We start from the raw sequence: 19,486 nt of genomic DNA on the forward strand, positions 1-19,486 counted from the left end.
TTAGCTATTAATATTCTAATAAGGTTAATAATTCTGCTTCAAACTTATCACGAGCTAAATATTGATCTTCTAGCTGGTTTATAAAAGGAATAGGTGTTTCAAGACTTGCAACACGTTTTACTGGTGCATCTAAATGTTCGAAACAATTTTCCATAATTAGTGCAGAGATATCACTGGCAATACCGCCAAAAAGTGAATCTTCTTGTAGTATAATTACGCGTCCTGTTTTTTTAGCTGAAGCATAAATAGTTTCTGTATCTAATGGCTGTAAAGATCTTAAATCAATAACATCGGCAGAGATGTCTTGGTGTTTATCTAAAGTATTTAATGCCCAATGTACGGCTTGACCATAGGCAATTACAGTAATATCATCGCCTTGTTTTAGTGTTGCTGCTTTACCAAACGGAATTGTAAAATAGTCTGTTGGTACATCTTGACGAATACTTCTATATAAAGCTTTGTGCTCAAAAAACAATACTGGATTTGGATCATTAATTGCTGTTGCCAATAAGCCTTTTGCATCTTTTGGAAATGCAGGATATATAACTTTTAAACCTGGAGTTTTAGTAAACCAAGCTTCGTTTGTTTGACTATGAAAAGGTCCTGCAGCTACGCCTGCACCACAAGGCATTCTTAGTACAACATCTGCATTTTGGTTCCAGCGATAATGTGATTTTGCTAAATAATTTACAACAGGATTAAAACCAGATGTTACAAAATCACTAAACTGTAACTCTACAACGCTTTTTATTCCTGCTATGCTTAATCCCATTGCAGTTTCAATTATTGCCGATTCGCAAATTGGAGTATTACGTACTCTGTCTTTTCCAAATGCTTCTACAAAGCCATCTGTAATTTTAAAAACACCACCATATTCTGCTACATCTTGACCCATAATGACTAAGTCCTTATGCTTTTCCATAGACTGTTTTAAACCTACGTGTATCGCATCAATCAAGCGTAACTCTTCGGTGTTTTTGTTTTCTTTAACACCTTGATAATCAAAACTTTTAAAAACATCATTTAATTCGTTACTTTCAGTTGAAACAATTGCAGCTTCAGCATTCGTTCTGTCTAAATGTGTATCTATTTCAGCCTTAATTTCAGCTTTAAAAATAGCGTCTTCTTTTTCGGTTAAAATACCTTCTTCTAAAAGGTGTAACTTATAATTATCTATTGGGTCTTTTTTTGCCCATTGGTCCATTAACTCCTGTGGCACATATTTAGTACCACTAGCCTCTTCATGACCACGCATTCTAAAAGTTTTGAATTCTATTAAAACAGGACGTGGTTTTTTTCTTATACTTTCTGTTATTTTAGAAATTTTAGTAAACACTTCTAAAATGTTATTACCATCTATAATATGAGATTCCATACCATAACCTAAAGCACGATCTGCTAAATTCTCACAATTATACTGTTCTTTGGTAGGTGTTGACAACCCATATCCATTATTTTCAATACAAAAAAGCACAGGCAATTGCCAAACAGATGCTACATTTAAAGCTTCGTGTATATCTCCTTCACTTGTTCCGCCTTCACCTGTAAATACTGCTGTTACTTGGTTTTTATTTTTTAATTTACTAGCTAATGCAATACCATCTGCAACGCCAAATTGAGGTCCTAAGTGAGAAATCATACCTACAATATTAAACTCTTGCGTTCCAAAATGAAATGAGCGATCTCGACCTTTTGTAAATCCGTTTGCTTTTCCTTGCCATTGGCTAAATAAACGGTATAGTGGTATGTCTCGAGTTGTAAAAACACCCAGATTTCTATGCATTGGTAAAATATATTCTTCTGCATGCATAGCCATTGTTACACCTACAGAAATAGCTTCTTGGCCAATACCAGAAAACCATTTACTAATTTTACCTTGACGAAGTAAAATAAGCATTTTTTCCTCTATTAATCGAGGTTTTAACATGGCTTGATATAATGCTATCTTGGTTTTGCTAGATAACTTTGTTTTATTATAATTTATGTTAGATTTCATAAGTGTGTTTGGCATCCTAAAAAAGTTTATCAAATATAACATTATTGCATAAAAATCAATTATTGATCATAATAATTATCAATTATTAAATATGGTAACTTTTCTTTACATTTGTATATAAAAGATTATAAAACGAAAGTAGAAATGACAAGTATCCCAAGTGTTAATTTAGAAGATTTTCTTTCTGATGACCCAAAGAGAAAACAAAAATTTATAGATGAAATAGGAAAAGCTTATCAAGAGATAGGTTTTGTTGCTTTAAAAGGGCATTTTTTAGATAAAAAACTAGTTGATAGATTATATTCTGAAATAAAAAACTTTTTTTCTTTACCTGTAGAAACTAAACAAAGCTATGAGATTCCTGGAATTGGAGGTCAACGTGGTTATGTTTCTTTTGGAAAAGAGAGTGCAAAAGGAAAAAAAGAAGGTGATTTAAAAGAGTTTTGGCACTTTGGTCAATACGTAGAAGATGATCCAGAACGCGCAAAAGAATATCCTGATAATGTAGAAGTTAAAGAAATTCCTGCCTTTAATGAAGTTGGTAAAGAAACATACCAAATGTTAGAAAAAACAGCTAAATATGTTTTACGTGCTTTAGCTTTACATTTAGATTTAGAAGAAACGTATTTTGATAAACATATTCATAATGGTAATTCTATTTTAAGACCAATACACTATCCTCCAATTACCGAAGAGCCAAAAGCTGCAGAACGTGCAGCTGCCCATGGCGATATTAATTTAATTACTTTGTTAATGGGCGCACAAGGTCGTGGTTTACAAGTACAAAACCATGATGGCGAATGGATTGATGCTATTGCAGAACCAGATGAATTAATGATTAATGTTGGAGATATGTTATCTCGCCACACAAATAATAAATTAAAATCTACAATACATAGAGTAATTAATCCGCCAAGAGAACTTTGGGGAACTAGCCGCTACTCTATTCCGTTTTTCATGCACCCAATTAGCGAAATGAAATTAGATGTATTAGATAGTTGTATAGACGAAAACAACCCTAAGCAATACGAAGATATTACTGCAGGAGAATTTTTAGACCAACGTCTTATCGAACTAGGACTTAAAAAATAAGTTATAAGTACTACAGTCTTCAGTAAATAAAACTACTGAAGACTGTTTCTATATACTTAATAATTAATATATGGACTTAAAAGACCAATTAAAAAATCTTTTTCCAGAACACGAAGAAAAAGATATAGAACCTACAACAGAAGATCAAGGTCTTTGGTTGCAGGACGATCCTATTATTTGTAAATACGAAAAACGAAAAGGAAAACCTATTACCATATTAGAAGGTTATACTGGAGCTACAGAAGATTTTAAAGCTTTAGCTAAAGAGTTAAAGCAAAAACTAAGCGTTGGCGGAAGTTTTAAAGATGATAAAATTATAATTCAAGGAGATTATCGTGATAAAATCATGACAATTCTTAAAGAAAAAGGCTTCAATGTAAAACGTGTTGGCGGTTAATAATATGAGTAAAAAAACACTTCACATTACAAATGGCTCAAGCCTTACAGATTTTCTTATAAAAGAAAAATACGAAGGAAATATTGTAACCTGGCATGAGATGTTATGCGAAGGCCCAACCGAAAAAATAATAGATACCGATTCATTTTTTGAAAACCGAAAAACCTACCTAGAATCTATTTACGATTTTAAATACGATATTTCTAAAGTAAGAGATGAATTAAAAGTTTTAAATACCGTAAATGAATTTGATGAAATAGTACTTTGGTTTGAGTACGATTTATTTTGTCATATTAATTTAATAGCTGCCATTAGCTTACTAAAGCAAAAGGATATTAGAAAACCTTTAAGTTTAGTTTGTAGTGGTAGAATTGAAAATGAAAAAGAATTAAAAGAATTACCACAATTAACACCAACACAATTAAAAACACATTATAACGAGCGTGTTTCACTTACTATAGATGATATTGCATTGGCACAAAAAGCTTGGAGAATATACTGTGAAGACGATCATAACTTATTAAAACCGTTAATTGTTAGACCTTCAAATTTTAAATATTTAAGTATTTGTTTAAAAGCACATTTAAAACGTTTTCCGGATACTAGAAGTGGTTTAAGTACATTAGAGTATAATATTTTAAAATTAGCAAAAGAGCATAAAGTTAAATCACGACACCATTTAGTTGGTTATGCACTACATTACCAAGGTTATTATGGTTTTGGAGATATACAAATAAAGCGTTTAGTAAATAATCTTGAAGCTTTTTATACCGAAACCGAAGATAGCCTTACACTAAATAGAAATGGGCATTTAGCCTTAGAACATTTAAAAAACTTTAGAAACGAAATGGATTGTAATTTTGTTTTTGGAGGTGTTAATAAATGTGAATTTCAATTTAATAAAAAAGAAAATAAACTTATTAAAAATATAATGAATGCCAATTAAAGATTCAGAATTAATATTAAATCCAGATGGTAGTGTTTATCACTTAAATCTAAAACCTGAACATATATCTAACACCATAATTACAGTTGGTGATCCAGATCGCGTATCAAGTGTAACAAAACATTTTGATACTATTGAGTTTAAAACACATAAGAGAGAATTTCATACTCAAACAGGAACCTATAAAGGCAAACGCATTACTGTAATTTCTACAGGAATTGGTACAGATAATATTGATATTGTATTTAATGAGCTTGATGCTTTAGTTAATATTAATTTAGAAACTAGAGAAGTAAAACAAGAATTAACCGCATTAAATATAATACGTATTGGTACTTCTGGCTCAATAAAAGAAGACATTCCTGTAGATGCTTTTTTAATTAGTGAATTAGCAGCAGGTTTTGATAGTTTACTTCATTTTTATGATAGCGAATCGTTTCAACACAAAGATATTTCACAAGCATTAATAGAACAAACTAATTGGTTTAAAGCAAAATCAGACCCTTATGTAGTGAGTTGTGATGATTCTTTATTAAACAAACTAAGTTCAGACAAAACAGTTACTGGTTTTACAGCAACTAACGTAGGTTTTTATGGACCTCAAGGTAGAATTTTACGATTAGCACTTCAGGATAATCAATTAAATAATAAATTAGCTAGCTTTAATTTTAATGGTAAATCTATTACCAATTTAGAAATGGAAACTGCTGGTATTTATGGTATTTCTAAATTATTAGGCCATAAAGCATTATCTATGAATGCTATTATAGCAAACAGAGCAACTGGTGAATTTAGCGAAAATCCTACAGCAACTGTAGACAATTTAATAACTTACACATTAAATAAGTTAGTAGACTAATTTTAATAACACTTAAAAACAAACGCTATTACTACTTTTTAAGGTAAAAGAAAAAAACTTATTTTTAAATAAGAATAATTTAGAGTACCGTTTTCACGGAAACATTATGAAAAAAATAAATATAGGAGGTGTTCCAGAACATTTTAATCTTGCTTGGTATTTAGGCTTAAAAAACGGTGAGTTTAAAGACGAAAATATAAACCTACGTTGGAAAGACTATTTTGGCGGCACAGGTGCTATGTGTAAAGGCCTGCGTGATGGAGACATAGACATGGCAGTTATTTTAACCGAAGGCATTATAAAAGATATTATCGCCGGTAACAAATCTAAAATTGTACAAGTATTTGTTAAAACACCACTTATTTGGGGAATTCATGTAGCACAAAACTCTAATTATAAAACAATTGAAGACATAAAAGGAACCAAAGCAGCAATTAGTCGTTATGGTTCTGGATCTCATTTAATGGCTTATATAAATGCCCAAAATAATGGTTGGAATTTAGAAAAAGATTTAGATTTTGAAGTTATTAAAAACTTAGATGGCGCTGTTGAAGGTTTAACCGAAGGAAAAGCCGATTATTTTATGTGGGAAAAATTTACCACAAAACCATTAGTAGATAATGGTGTTTTTAGACGTATAGACAACTGTCCGTCGCCATGGCCATGTTTTGTTGTTGCTGTACGAGAAGAGTTTTTAGAATCTAATAAAGATGATGTAAAAACCATATTAAATATTGTAAATAATACCACATCAGAATTTAAAGATATTCCTAGTATAGATCGCATGATAGCAAACCGCTATGAGCAAGAATTAGAAGATGTGCAAGAATGGCTAACCTTAACCGAATGGTCTCAAGAAAACATATCTAAAGCAACAATAAACAAAGTTCAAGACGAGTTGCTTGCTTTAAATATAATTCCTGAAAAATGGAAATATGAAGATTTAGTAGAAAAACTCTAGCCAAAAACACGCAACCTTTTTTATTTCTGGCATCTACTAAAAAATAAACTAATGAAAATTACTTCAGTTATTATTTTAGTATCCATTTCGCTTTGTGCCTCATTATGTTGTTCTGGTGACGATGATTATTTTGCTCCAGAAATACTTATCGAGAATAACGCAATTGTACAAATAGAGAATAATCAAACTGAATTTAATGTAAATGAAAACATTACTATAGAAACTTATATTTCTAACGCACAAACGACAATAAATAACCAAAACATAATTTTAAGTGATTTTGATTATGCTGAAGTTGGCCAATCACGCTATTACTACAATTTAGCCTTGTATAAGTTAAATGGATTTGGTACTGTTTCTCAAATTCCATTAACTACAGATAGTATTACAAACTTTAATGGAGAAACTTTAATAAACGGAAATTATATAGAGGTTATAAGTTATTTTGATGGATCAGGATATAAAAATAAGTTTAGTATTACACTTGCAGAATCTGGGACATATTATTTAGCAGGATTAAATTTCTTAAATGCTAATACTGGAGAATTTACTATACATGGCGGCATTTATGAGTTTGGGTTTATAAACATAAAATCTACCATAAGTAATAGTAATGCAAATGCTGCTTACCAATTTATTGTAAATTAAGACCATTTAACTTCACACAAGTTTTGTGTTTTTAAAATTGAATTTACCTTACTAAAATGTTTATTACCAAACCAATACCCTCGATTAGCACTTAATGGCGAAGGATGTCCAGATGTTAAAATGTGATGTTTACTCTCATCTATTAATTTAGATTTCTTTTTAGCAAAACCACCCCAAAGAAGGAAAATTACACGCTCTTTTTTATCGCTTATTGTTTTAATAACAGCATCTGTAAAAGTTTCCCAACCTTGTTTTTGGTGACTTCCGGCTTCGTGAGCGCGCACTGTTAAAGTTGCGTTTAGTAAAAAAACACCTTGTTCTGCCCAACGTTCAAGATTCCCACTTTTTGGATATGGTATTTGTAAATCGTTTTCAATTTCTTTAAAAATATTTATTAACGATGGCGGATGTGTAATACCGTTGTTAACACTAAAACATAAACCGTTTGCTTGATTATAGTTATGGTATGGATCCTGTCCAATTATCACAACTTTTAAATCATTAAAATGACATTTTTCAAAAGCATTAAATATTAAATTTTTAGGAGGAAAACATTGGTTTTCTTCATATTCAGCTTCAACAAAATTCATTAAACTTTTAAAATAAGGTTTATTTAATTCAGCTTGTAAATAAGGTTGCCAACTGTTGTGTATTGTAATGTCCATTATTAGTTTTGTATTTCAGAATAAAAATAACACTATCTTTATTGCTGCAAAAATATATTCCACTTGAAAAATATAAAATTTCCCACAGCACAAACAATTCTTTTAATTATAGCAGGACTTGTAACACTTTTAACATGGTTTATACCTGCTGGTAAATATGATACTTTATTATATAATAGTGCCAGCAATAACTTTACTCAAACAAGTACAACACAAACTTTAAATTTACCAGCTACACAGCAAACTTTAGATGCATTAGCTATAAAAATTCCTTTAGAGAAATTTACAAATGGTGATATTTATAAAGCTATAAACATACCAAATACATACAAAAAACTAGAAGCACAACCACAAGGTGTGTTAGAATTTATAAAATCGCCTGTAAAAGGTATAATTGAAGCTGCAGATATTATTTTTCTAGTTTTAATAATTGGAGGATTAATAGGTATAATTAATAGTACAGGTGCTTTTGATGCTGGTATTTCATGGTTAGCAAATAAATTAAAAGGGAACGAATATATTTTAATTATTCTAGTAACAACTCTAGTAGCTGCTGGTGGTACAACCTTTGGCTTTGCCGAAGAAACAATTGCCTTCTTCCCTATTTTAATTCCTGTTTTTCTGGCAGCAAAATATGATGCTTTAGTTGGTGTTGCTTGTATTTTTATTGGTTCGTCTATAGGTACAATGTGTTCTACTATAAATCCTTTTAGTACAATTATAGCAAGTGACGCAGCAGGAATAAGCTGGACAACAGGTGTTTGGGGAAGAGTTTTTATGTTAGCAGCTTGTTTAACAATTTGTTTGATATATATAATTCGATATGCAAACCGTGTGAAAAAAGACCCTACAAAATCTATTATATACGATCAAAGAGAACAAATTGCGGCATTATTTGGTAATACAAATGCTAAAGTTATACATTTTACAACACGATTACGTTTGGCTTTATTTGTGTTTGCAATGTGTTTTGCTATTATGATTTATGGCGTTGTTTTCTTAGAATGGTGGTTTGTAGAAATGACAGCAACTTTTCTTGTTGGTGCTATAATTATAGGATTTATTGCCAATATAAAAGAATCTGTTTTTGTAGATACTTTTGTTAAAGGCGCTGGAGATTTACTAGGTGTAGCTTTAATTATTGGTATTGCACGAGGTATTACCGTAATTATGGCAGATGGTCTAATTAGTGATACCATGTTATATTATGCTAGTGATTTAACTACAGGAATGAATAAAGGTTTATTTGCTACTGCTATGACTGGTATTTATGCAGGTCTTTCTTTTTTTATACCAAGTTCTTCTGGTATGGCAGTACTTACCATGCCTATAATGTCTCCACTAGCAGATACCGTAGGTGTTGGACGCGAAATTGTAGTAAATGCTTATCAATATGGATTAGGCTTATTCTACTTAATTAACCCAACAGGTCTTATTTTAGCTTCACTAGCAATAGTAAAAGTTGGATTTAATAAATGGCTAAAATTTATCATGCCGCTTTTTGTAATTTTAATTGTATTCACTTTAATAGTCATGACGCTTTCAGTATATTTATAGAAGCCAAAAAAAAGCATTAAATGTATACAATTATAGGCGCAGGAATTGGAGGATTAACCACTGCGTTAGTTTTCGAAAAACTAAATATAAACTATCGATTATTTGAAAAAGCCAAAGGTCCAAACGCTTTAGGTGCTGGTATTTGGTTAGCGCCAAATGCATTACAAGTATTAGAATTTGCGGGTGTTTTAGATAATGTTACCCAAGCCGGTAATATTATTAATAGAATTACTTTAACTAATGAAAAACTTAATACTTTAGTAGATAGTAGTCAACTACCAGCAAAAGAAAAATATGGTTTTTCTACAGTTGCAATACATCGAGGTAAACTACAATCTGTATTAATTAATGCACTCCCAAAAAACAAAATACAATGGAATAAAGCTTTTAAATCTTACACTCAAGATAATAATAATGTAACAGTCACTTTTAGTGATGGTTCTCAAACAAAAAGTACTTATTTAATTGGTGCAGATGGTATAAACTCTAAAGTAAGAGCACAATTATTTCCAGAATCTACAATTAGGTTTTCTGGACAAACGTGCTGGCGCGGAGTTATGCAAACAGCTTTACCTGAAGACTATAAAGATCGAGGTATTGAGATTTGGGGAAAAGGTATTAGGTTTGGTTTATCTCAACTATCTAATAACGAAACCTCGTGGTTTGCTGTGAAAAAAAGTAAGGCTTTTGGTAAAGATGATACCGCTGTTTTAAAAGAAAAACTCCATGCATACTATAAAAACTTTCACCCATTAGTTCATAATTTAATAGACAATACAGATTTAGAGCATATTATTAGAAATGATATTACAGATTTAAAACCGCTTAAAAGCTGGCAGAAGCAAAACGTTTGTCTTCTTGGTGATGCAGCACATGCAACAACTCCAAACATGGGTCAAGGTGGAGCACAAGCCATAGAAGACGCCTATTATTTAGGGAAATTAATAGCTAAATCTCCTAATAAAAATAATTTTAAAGCTTTTGAAAAAAAACGCTTTAAAAAAGCAAATGCTATTGTTAATCAATCTTGGAGAACAGGAAAAATTGCTCATTTTAAAACATTAGCTCCAATAAGAAATATAATTTTTAAAAGCATTCCTAAACCAATTCTTGACAAAACAATGTTTTCGGTTTACGAATTATAATTCAGGATTTAAATCTATAAATGAAAGACCTAAAAAACAAAATAGTATTAATTACTGGTGGCGCTTCTGGAATTGGTAAAATAATGGCGCGCTTAATGTTAGAGCGACAATCTAAAGTAATACTTTGGGATATAAACCAAGAAAATATAAATAATACTTTAAAAGAATTTTCAAATTATAAAACTATATATGCTTACAAAGTAGATGTTTCTAATATAGAAAACATAAAAGAACAGGCTTTAAAAGTAAAACAAGACATTGGTATTGTAGATGTATTAATAAACAATGCGGGAATAGTAGTTGGTAAATTTTTTAACACACAAACATATGCAGATATAACCAAAACTATGAGCATAAATGCTAATGGACCAATGTATGTTACAGTGGAATTTTTAAGTGATATGATTCATAAAAATACTGGACATATTTGTAACATAGCATCGTCAGGAGGATTAATTTCAAATCCAAAAATGTCGGTTTATGCTGCAAGTAAATGGGCTGTAATTGGTTGGTCTGATAGTTTAAGGTTAGAAATGCTTCAGCTTAAAAAAAATATAAATATTACTACAATTATGCCTTATTACATAAACACAGGAATGTTTAATGGTGTAAAATCTAAAATCCCAATTCTAGAACCAGAAGCAACCGCATTAACCATAATAAAATCAATCGAAAAAAATAAAAGAATGGTTACTATTCCTGGTTATATTTATAGAGTAACACGTTTGGGTCAGGCATTAATGTCTGTTAATATGTTCGATTGGTTTACTGGTAAAGTTCTTGGTATTTATAAAACTATGGAGCATTTTGTAGGTCATAAAAAAGCGTAAATAACAGCCAAAACGTAAGAAAACCAAGGTAACTTCTTAATAAAATTCCATTTCCCATTCCTATTCCGTAACTTTGTTATGCTAAGAAAAAGATATAATTAAAAGTTTTCCGTTAACACGGAAAGTACTATGATAAACATTCATAAAAAAACATTACAAGATTTAGAATTCGCGACCGTTTTAGAACAAGTTAGTGAATATTGTGTAACCCATTTAGGAAACCAAAAAGCCTTACAAATAGAACCTTTTAATAATAAGGAGGCATTACTAAACGCGTTACAATTAACTAATGAATATGTATCGTCATTTTATAATGATAATCGTATTCCTAACCATGGATTTGATGCCATAACAAAAGAACTACAATTACTACGTATAGAAAACACGTATTTAGAAACACATAGTTTAAAAAAAATCGTTTCAATTTCACTTACAGCAAACGATATTGTTAAGTTTCTAAATAAATTTGAAGACTACTACCCTAACCTAAAGCAATACTCACTTAGTATTGAAGTTACAACTGCAATAATTGAAAAAATTGATAGTGTTGTTGACCGTTTTGGAGATGTAAAAGATAATGCTTCTGCTTTGCTGTTTGAGTTACGCCAAAGTATGAATAAGCTAAAAGGTAAAATTAATTCAAGTTTTACATCGGCTTTAAACCAATATCATAATCTTGAATATTTAGATGATATTAGAGAATCTGTAGTAGAAAATAAACGCGTACTAGCTGTTAAAGCAATGTATAGACGTAAGGTTAAAGGTGCCATTATGGGTGGCAGTAAAACAGGAAGTATAGTTTATATAGAACCAGAAGCAACACTACAACACACAAGAGAATTAAATAACTTAGAGTACGAAGAAAGCGAAGAGGTTGTTAGAATTTTAAAAGAAGTCACCAATTTTTTACGTGATTTCTTACCATTAATAGAAGCGTATCAAGTATTTTTAACTAACATAGATGTTATTGCAGCTAAAGCTAAATATGCAAAGTCTATGAATGCTATTTTACCAGAAATTAGTAAAGACAGGCATATATATTTACGTGATGCTTACCATCCATTACTATATTTAACCAACGTAGAAAAAAAGGAGAAAACCTACCCGCAAACCATAGAACTTAATAACGATAAACGCATTATTGTAATTTCTGGACCAAATGCTGGAGGTAAAAGTATTACCCTTAAAACAGTAGGCTTATTACAGCTTATGTTGCAAAGTGGTATGCTAATTCCTGTGCACGAACGTAGTAAAGTCACTGTTTTCGATAGAATTTTAACAGATATTGGTGATAACCAATCTATAGAAAACCACTTAAGCACTTACAGTTATAGGTTAAAACAAATGAATTACTTTTTAAAAAAAGTAAATAAAAACACATTATTTTTAATAGATGAATTTGGAACAGGTTCTGATCCTGAACTAGGTGGTGCTTTAGCCGAAACTTTTTTAGAAGAATTTTACGCCAGAAATGCCTTTGGAATTATCACAACACATTACGCCAATTTAAAAATGTTGGCCAATGAAAAAGATGAAATGATAAATGCTAATATGATGTTTGATGAACGTACATTAGAACCTATGTACAAATTAGCATTAGGTCAAGCGGGAAGTTCGTTTACATTTGAAGTAGCACAAAAAAACGGCATACCTTATAGTTTAATTAATCGAGCAAAAAAGAAAATTGAACGCTCTAAAGTAAGGTTTGATGCTACCATAGCAAAACTTCAAAAACAACGTGCAAAGCTTGAAAAAACCAGTGAATCTTTAAAGGTTAACGAAAGAAAAAAACAATCTGAAGCAGATAAACTTGAAGAAATAAATAATAAAATTCAAAAAAAATTAGAAAGCTATCAGGAACTGTATGATAGCAATCAACGTTTAATATACTTAGGACAAAAGGTAAATGATATTTCTGAAAAATTCTTTAAAGATAAAAGGAAAAGAGAATTAATGGCCGAGTTGTTTAGATTAGTACAAATTGAAAATTCTAAACGCAAAAAAGTTTCTGCAAAGCAAGCTAAAGCAGAAAAAGCCAAAGAAGCTAAAATAAAGCAGGAAGCCGAGAAAAAAGTTGAAGTTATACGTAAAAAGAAAAAAGAAGCTAAAAAGAAAGCAGTTGTACAAGAAAAACCAAAACCAGTTTTAAAAGTTGGAGATCGTGTACGTATGCATGATGGTAGAGCTGTTGGTAGTATAGACACATTAGAAAAAGGTAAAGCGACTGTTAATTATGGTATATTTACTACTAATGTAAATGTAGATTTATTAGAATTAGTTGAAGCTGTAAAAAAGTAATGATAAATCAATTACCTAAACATAAAAAATTAATATTATTTGATGGTATTTGTAACCTTTGCAATAGCTCTGTTCAATATGTAATTAAAAATGATAAAACAAATAAATTCATGTTTGCAGCTTTACAAAGTGATGTAGGCAAACAAATTATTAAACATTTTAAAGTTGACCCATTAAATACAGATTCAATACTACTTTACTCTCCAAAAAAAAATACAATAAAAGTTAAATCTACAGCTGCGTTATGTATTACTAAAGACTTAGGTTTCCCTACTAATTTAATGGCTATATTTTTAATTGTACCAGCATTTATTAGGCATTGGGTTTATGATTATGTTGCAAAAAATCGCTACAAATGGTTTGGAAAAAAAGAATCCTGCTGGTTACCTACGCCAGAGTTAAAATCTAAGTTTATTGGCGAAGTTAAAAATGAGGCATAAAAAAAGCCTGAAAATAATTTCAGACTCTACTCCTAATACATTTATTTAGATTGGCATCTAATTAATATTAGCACATTTTAGGTTTTTGCTTTGATGAAGCAATTAACTTTAATAGTGATGTTTTATTATAATTTTCAATATCTATTTCTTCCATAGTTTTAATGCCTTTTACACTTATAACTACAGTATTTTCTTCAACTTGAGTAGCTGCTTGGCTCTCAACTTTTATTTCAGTTGTATTTTCTTTATTGTTTACCTTATTATCTTGAGCAGAAGCAAAAGAAACGAAAAGTACTAAAAGTAATGTTGTTAAAAATTTCATAGTTTGGAGCATTAATTCTGTTTAACACTGTAAAGATATATTGCATGTCTTCTACAATAATAAATTTCTCGTTAAAAAGCCAAACTATTTGATTTGCGAGATATAAATACAAAAAAAACCGATTAAATACACTCTTTTTAAGAGGTGTATTATAAAAACAAGTCGCATTTTTTATAAAAATCTTATAATCAAGATGTAAGAGTTTATAAAATGTAAAAATAATTTTAGAAATAATATTTAAACAGTTAATACTGCTTCTTCACATTGCATTCTTGCTAAATCTATTATGTTTATTGTATGGTTGGTATTAATAACAGATAACTCACTACAGGCAATAATAACCAAGTACTCTTCACTATATTCTTTTAATAGTTGATTATACTTATTAATGTCTTGTAAAGTTTCTGTACCGTTATAAACCGCTTGTCGTAACACATCTAAAAAACTAACTTCATCTTTATTTAAACCTATAATTTGAATATTAGAAAACTGTAACGCCTTACCTATACTTGAATTAGCTTTTGTATGTCGTGTACCAAACACAACACATTTATTTATAACACTATTTCTTGTTTTTTTTTCTAAAAGCTTTATTGGATGTATAATATTTAGTTTAAAATCTAATGTATCTAAAATATTGTGTAATGTAATATTAGGAACCAATAAATTGATTTTAGAGCTATTGTAGTTCTCTAAAGTATTTTTTAGTATGGGTGCAATAATATCATGACCATTAGGTAAATATGGGTTTATTGTATTGAAGTTTATTTGTTTTAAAATAAACGGACAAGTTGAATAAGACCTATATTTTTTAAAATATAAATCGTGTAGTGTTTTTTGATAAAATAAAGTACTTTTTACTCCTAAACCAAGTATAACTAATTTGTTTTGCATATACACTTATACTCTTTCTAAAATATAGCTGTTAAAGTAGTTTTTAGAATCGCTAATTTTAGAAATTTGCTTCAGTTTAGTATTATTTAAAAAAGAATTTAATATCTCATCGTTATATTTTCTTGAAATTTCAGTAAGAATTTTTTCTCCTTTTTGAAACTTAAAAATAATATTATCACCATTAAAGGTTACTTCTTGATCTTCTTTACTTACTAAATAGCTTTTTGCAATTCCTGTTTCTTCGTTGTATTCTGGGCTATGATCAAAGTTTTCAATTTCAAAATCTGCTTCTAGCTCATTATTAATTCTGTTTAATAAATTAAGATTAAAAGCTTTGGTAACACCTTGACTGTCATTATATGCAGGTAAAACAACATCTTTAGGTTTTATAGTATCTAAACCCATAATGACCTTATCGCCTACTTGTAAAGCATTGCTTAATTTTATTAAAAAATCTTGAGCTTCATGATCTTGTAAATTGCCAAGATTTGAGCCTAAAAACATTATTACCTTTGGTGTTGTATTAGTTTTAATATCGTTTAAAACACCAAAATAATTACCTTGAATAGTTTCTATATTTAATTTTGAAAACTCTTTGTGTATAGATTGTTCTAAATCGTCTAAAGCGTTTTGAGAAATGTCTATTGGTAAGTATTTAAAGTTATAATCTTCGTCAAGTAAAACTTTTAAAAAGGCTTTTGTTTTTTTACCGTCACCAGCTCCAAGCTCTATTAAATCGAATGGCTGATCTTTATTAATTTCTAATTTAGAAATTATGTTTTTTGATTTTGTGCTAAATATTTCAAATTCTGCTCGTGTTAAATAATACTCTGGTAAATGCATTATTTTCACAAAAAGGGCATCGCCAATGGCGTCGTAAAAATATTTTGAAGGTAAAGTTTTTGGCGAATTTTTCAATCCGTTTTCTATATCTAATCTAAATTGTGATTTCATTTTATTTGGCTAGTCGTATTCCTGTAAATTGCCATTGTGTTTCTGGCGAAAAAAAGTTTCTATAAGTATATCTACTATGGTTTGGTGAAGTTGCAACACTACAACCACGTAATACCATTGTGTTAATCATGAATTTGCCATTATATTCTCCAACAGCTCCTGGTTCTTGTTTGTAATTTGGATATGGTAAATATGCAGAGTTTGTCCATTCCCAAGTGTTTCCCCAATTTAATTTTGAAGCAGCAATTTCCCATTCAAATTCTGTTGGCAAACGTTTATTAACAAAGTTTGCATAGGCATTGGCTTCGTAATATGATAAATGTGTTACTGGCGCTTTAAGATTTATTTTTTTTAATCCAGCTAGTGTGTAGACAAACCATTCGTTATCTATACTATACCAGTATAATGGTGCTTTTAAATTATTATTATTAATCCATGCCCAACCATCGTCTAACCAATATTTTGGGCTATCATAGCCTTTTGAGGTTATAAAATTTATATAATCTTCGTTTGTTACTAATTTATTTGAAATTGTATAGGGTTCTAAAAAAACACGATGTTTACATGTTTCATTATCATAACAAAATCCATTACTATCATGACCAATGGTGTAGATACCTTCTTCTATTTTTATAAACTCTTGCTTTTGTTCTTCTACTATATTGTTTGCAAAAGCTTCTTTGTATAATTTTGGATTTATTGGGTTTTTAGATAATGTATATTTTATATCTGTTATTAATAATTCTTGATGTTGTTGTTCGTGGTTGATACCTAAAACTAGCAGATTAGTAATATCGCTATCATTTGGAAAATACTTTAATAGCAATGTAATATGCTTATCTACATAAACTCTATATTTATAAATTGTTTCTACGCTTGGTCTTGTAATTAAACCGCGTTCACCTCTATTAATTCGCTTACCTAAGCTATTGTAATAGCTGTTAAATAAAAAACCGTATTCTTCATCAAAAACTTTATAATCTTTAAAATAAGGTTTTAAAATCATTTCTTCAAAAAACCAAGTTGTGTGTGCCAAATGCCATTTTGGTGGGCTTGCAAAAGCTACAGATTGTGGTGTATAATCTTCAATCTCTAAAGGTTCACAAAGTGTTTTTGTATACTGTCTTGTAGTGTTATATTTTACAAGTATATTCATTTTTACTTTTGTAGTTGGTTGCTGGATTTGTTTTGCCAAGGAAATTTTCCTTCAATTTCTACTTGTATTGATAGGCTTAAAACGGTTCTAATTAATACTATTAATCCAAGTATTAGTGTTGATTTTAATGTTGGTTCTGTTATTACTGTTGCTACAATATCTGCAGCAATTAAAATTTCTAATCCTAAGAGAATAAACTTACCCAGATTTTTACGTAACTCTATATAACAATGCGCTCTTTTTTTTAAAGAAGATATTGTATAATTAATTAAAGAATATATTAAACCTATTAATATTATAGCAATGCCTATAGCTTCTATTATTCTTGCAATTATTTCAATATAATGTTTCATTAATTAAATATAACTGTAATTAATTATCTATACTCTGGGTTTTCAAAAGACCAATGTGTACCACTATCCCAATCTTCTCTTGAATTGCCATAATTATTATAGCCATTATTATCTTTTAGCATTTTTGCTAAATGCAATAAATTATATGTCATAAAGGTAGTATTTCTATTTGTAAAACCTGAATTAAACCCTTTTGGAGGATTCAATTTTTCTCCTTTCCATTTGGTATCTCCGTAACTTGGTCCTGGTCCAACTTCACCAATCCAGCCAGAATCTGCCTGTGGCGGAATAGAATAACCTACGTGCTGCAAAGCATATAAAATACCCATTGCACAATGTTTTACACCATCTTCATTACCTGTTATCATGCTACCACCAACTTTTCCATAAAATATATATTGACCTTTAGAATTGGTTAAACCGCTCATGGCATAAAGCCTCTCTATAAGTTTTTGTGCTTCAGATGATTTTTCACCCAACCATATTGGTGTACCAATTATAAGTACATCTGCATTCATCACTTTTTTATAAATTTCAGGCCAATCGTCTTTTTCCCAACCATGCTCTGTCATGTCTGGATAGACACCAGAAGCAACATCTTTATCTATAAACCTAATGCTTTCAAAAGCTACATTTTCTTTTTTTAAAATGTCTTGAGAGACTTTCATTAAAGTTTCTGTATGGCTAACGTTTGGTGATTTTTTTAAAGTACAATTAATATAAAGTACAGTTAGGTTTGAGAAATTCATATTTTTTGGTTTTGGTTTATTATTATAGTCGGTTTGTCTTATAAAACTTAACGCTTAATATAAAAGTTTGCTTTCTTTGGTTATTATAATGTTGCTAATCTACTATTGTCTAAATAACCTGAATACATATCTCTAAAATATACTTTTTTTTCTATGGCTTTAATTACTGGAGTACAAAAATCTGCATCATACATATCTCCTGTAACATTTAAACCACCAGGACTAAATACATTTATCTCCATTAATTTATCTCCAACAATATCAATACCTACTAAAAACATACCATCTTGCACTAATTTTGGTTTTACAATTTCTGCTAGTTTTTTTATTTTTTCTGTCATTTTTACTGTTTCAGGTCTTCCACCAGCATGAATATTACTTCTTATATCTTTTGAGTTATTTACGCGTTGCATCATTGCATATTTACCATCGACTTCTAGTGGTTCTCCATTCATTAAAAACAACCTTGTATCGCCTTTACTTGCTTCTGTTAAATATTCTTGTGCAATTACATAGCCATCTCTAGCTATAGCATCTATGGTTTGATTTAAGTTGTGTTCATTTTTTTTATCCATCATAAACACATTTGTACCACCAGAACCTTGTAAGGGTTTTAAAATCATTTTTTGTTTTTGTGTTTTAAAGAATGCTTTAATCTCGCCATGGTCTCTAGAAATTATTGTTTTTGGTCTTAAAATTTCTGGAAAGTGCTGGAAATACATTTTGTTAACTGCTCCTGCTAAACTTGCTGGGTGATTTAAAACTATTACGCCATTACGCATTGCTATTTCTCCAAATATAAATGCTGCATTTTGTGCCCAATCGCGTTCATTAATCTCATCGGCTGGATTGTTTCTTAAAAATAAAACGTCTAAATCTTGAGAGGTAATACGGGTAAATTCTTCTTTTTGAACTGCTTTAAAGTAAGTTTCCTGAGAATTAAAGTTTTTATCTTTAATTGTTTTACAACGCACAGATAAATGACCTTTTGATGCATAAGACAATTCACCTACTCCAATAAAATAAACATCGTGACCACGTTTATAAGCAGCGTATCCTAATCCTGGTGTAGTATAGAACGGTTTTTCTGTATTATGATCATTAATTATAAAAGCAAGTTTCATGTATTTTAGTTTTAATTATCTCTAAAATACCATATACTTTTAAAAATGGTTAGTGCTTTAACAATGTGTTAGGACTCATTTAAGAATAAAATAAGATTAG

The 19,486-nt window shown here is 30.0% G+C and carries 20 protein-coding genes; 11 read left to right on the forward strand and 9 right to left on the reverse strand.

The window, feature by feature from the left end; genetic code table 11:
• Positions 1-7 precede the first annotated feature (7 nt).
• The gene (locus tag LACAL_RS12705; RefSeq protein ID WP_237700989.1) at positions 8-1,996 is read right to left on the reverse strand and encodes a thiamine pyrophosphate-dependent enzyme; all 1,989 of its coding nucleotides are present in this window, start codon (positions 1,994-1,996) and stop codon (positions 8-10) included.
• A 144-nt stretch (positions 1,997-2,140) separates the two neighbouring features.
• Between LACAL_RS12705 and LACAL_RS12710 the strand changes: the two genes are divergently transcribed.
• The 6 genes from LACAL_RS12710 (at position 2,141) to LACAL_RS12735 (ending at position 6,899) form a co-directional block, all read left to right on the forward strand.
• Positions 2,141-3,088, forward strand: a complete 948-nt coding sequence (locus LACAL_RS12710) for an isopenicillin N synthase family oxygenase (RefSeq protein ID WP_013871160.1) — start codon at positions 2,141-2,143, stop codon at positions 3,086-3,088.
• Positions 3,089-3,158: 70 nt separating this feature from the next.
• On the forward strand, positions 3,159-3,485 hold the full coding sequence (locus LACAL_RS12715; protein WP_013871161.1) for a translation initiation factor: 327 nt from the start codon (positions 3,159-3,161) through the stop codon (positions 3,483-3,485).
• Between the two features lie 4 nt (positions 3,486-3,489).
• Entirely contained in the window at positions 3,490-4,431 is a 942-nt protein-coding gene (locus tag LACAL_RS12720; RefSeq protein ID WP_013871162.1) for a DUF1835 domain-containing protein, read from the forward strand.
• On the forward strand, positions 4,421-5,290 hold the full coding sequence (locus LACAL_RS12725) for a nucleoside phosphorylase (RefSeq protein ID WP_013871163.1): 870 nt from the start codon (positions 4,421-4,423) through the stop codon (positions 5,288-5,290). Before LACAL_RS12720 ends, LACAL_RS12725 begins: the two co-directional genes overlap by 11 nt.
• Positions 5,291-5,396: 106 nt before the next feature.
• The gene (locus LACAL_RS12730) at positions 5,397-6,251 is read left to right on the forward strand and encodes a substrate-binding domain-containing protein (RefSeq protein WP_013871164.1); all 855 of its coding nucleotides are present in this window, start codon (positions 5,397-5,399) and stop codon (positions 6,249-6,251) included.
• Positions 6,252-6,302: 51 nt separating this feature from the next.
• Positions 6,303-6,899 carry a hypothetical protein gene (locus LACAL_RS12735; protein ID WP_013871165.1) on the forward strand — a complete coding sequence of 199 codons (597 nt, stop codon included), beginning with the start codon at positions 6,303-6,305 and terminating at the stop codon, positions 6,897-6,899.
• On the opposite strand, the gene LACAL_RS12740 is transcribed toward LACAL_RS12735, so the two are convergent.
• Positions 6,896-7,564, reverse strand: coding sequence for a uracil-DNA glycosylase (locus LACAL_RS12740; protein WP_013871166.1), 669 nt, complete (start codon positions 7,562-7,564; stop codon positions 6,896-6,898). The two genes, LACAL_RS12735 and LACAL_RS12740, sit on opposite strands and share 4 nt — an antisense overlap.
• 63 nt (positions 7,565-7,627) lie before the next feature.
• On the opposite strand from LACAL_RS12740, the gene LACAL_RS12745 reads away from it, so the two are divergent.
• From LACAL_RS12745 to LACAL_RS12765, 5 genes are all read left to right on the forward strand, one after another.
• Positions 7,628-9,121: a YfcC family protein gene (locus tag LACAL_RS12745; RefSeq protein WP_013871167.1), complete on the forward strand. Its 1,494-nt coding sequence runs from the start codon at positions 7,628-7,630 to the stop codon at positions 9,119-9,121.
• 20 nt (positions 9,122-9,141) lie between these two features.
• Positions 9,142-10,266, forward strand: coding sequence for an FAD-dependent monooxygenase (locus LACAL_RS12750; protein ID WP_013871168.1), 1,125 nt, complete (start codon positions 9,142-9,144; stop codon positions 10,264-10,266).
• Between the two features lie 20 nt (positions 10,267-10,286).
• Positions 10,287-11,096 (forward strand): SDR family oxidoreductase, encoded by an 810-nt coding sequence (locus LACAL_RS12755; RefSeq protein WP_013871169.1) that lies wholly within the window; start codon positions 10,287-10,289, stop codon positions 11,094-11,096.
• Between the two features lie 129 nt (positions 11,097-11,225).
• Complete coding sequence (locus LACAL_RS12760; RefSeq protein WP_013871170.1) at positions 11,226-13,394, forward strand: DNA mismatch repair protein MutS; 2,169 nt, start codon at positions 11,226-11,228, stop codon at positions 13,392-13,394.
• Complete coding sequence (locus LACAL_RS12765) at positions 13,394-13,834, forward strand: thiol-disulfide oxidoreductase DCC family protein (protein ID WP_013871171.1); 441 nt, start codon at positions 13,394-13,396, stop codon at positions 13,832-13,834. The genes LACAL_RS12760 and LACAL_RS12765 overlap by 1 nt, the downstream gene beginning before the upstream one ends.
• 67 nt (positions 13,835-13,901) lie before the next feature.
• Here LACAL_RS12765 and LACAL_RS12770 read toward each other — a convergent pair whose 3' ends face one another.
• The 7 genes from LACAL_RS12770 to LACAL_RS12800 form a co-directional block, all read right to left on the reverse strand.
• Positions 13,902-14,156: a hypothetical protein gene (locus LACAL_RS12770; protein ID WP_041301536.1), complete on the reverse strand. Its 255-nt coding sequence runs from the start codon at positions 14,154-14,156 to the stop codon at positions 13,902-13,904.
• Between the two features lie 237 nt (positions 14,157-14,393).
• Complete coding sequence (locus LACAL_RS12775; protein ID WP_013871173.1) at positions 14,394-15,050, reverse strand: aspartate/glutamate racemase family protein; 657 nt, start codon at positions 15,048-15,050, stop codon at positions 14,394-14,396.
• A gap of 6 nt (positions 15,051-15,056) precedes the next feature.
• Positions 15,057-16,004, reverse strand: coding sequence for an L-histidine N(alpha)-methyltransferase (locus LACAL_RS12780; RefSeq protein WP_013871174.1), 948 nt, complete (start codon positions 16,002-16,004; stop codon positions 15,057-15,059).
• Position 16,005: 1 nt separating this feature from the next.
• Positions 16,006-17,160 carry an ergothioneine biosynthesis protein EgtB gene (egtB, locus tag LACAL_RS12785; protein ID WP_013871175.1) on the reverse strand — a complete coding sequence of 385 codons (1,155 nt, stop codon included), beginning with the start codon at positions 17,158-17,160 and terminating at the stop codon, positions 16,006-16,008.
• Between the two features lie 2 nt (positions 17,161-17,162).
• Positions 17,163-17,513 carry a DUF1622 domain-containing protein gene (locus tag LACAL_RS12790; protein ID WP_013871176.1) on the reverse strand — a complete coding sequence of 117 codons (351 nt, stop codon included), beginning with the start codon at positions 17,511-17,513 and terminating at the stop codon, positions 17,163-17,165.
• 23 nt (positions 17,514-17,536) lie between these two features.
• Positions 17,537-18,262 (reverse strand): flavodoxin family protein, encoded by a 726-nt coding sequence (locus LACAL_RS12795; protein WP_013871177.1) that lies wholly within the window; start codon positions 18,260-18,262, stop codon positions 17,537-17,539.
• 83 nt (positions 18,263-18,345) lie between these two features.
• Positions 18,346-19,386, reverse strand: coding sequence for a glutathione synthetase (locus LACAL_RS12800; RefSeq protein WP_013871178.1), 1,041 nt, complete (start codon positions 19,384-19,386; stop codon positions 18,346-18,348).
• Positions 19,387-19,486: the final 100 nt, after the last annotated feature.

The organism is Lacinutrix sp. 5H-3-7-4, from assembly GCF_000211855.2.
Lineage (GTDB): Bacteria > Bacteroidota > Bacteroidia > Flavobacteriales > Flavobacteriaceae > Lacinutrix.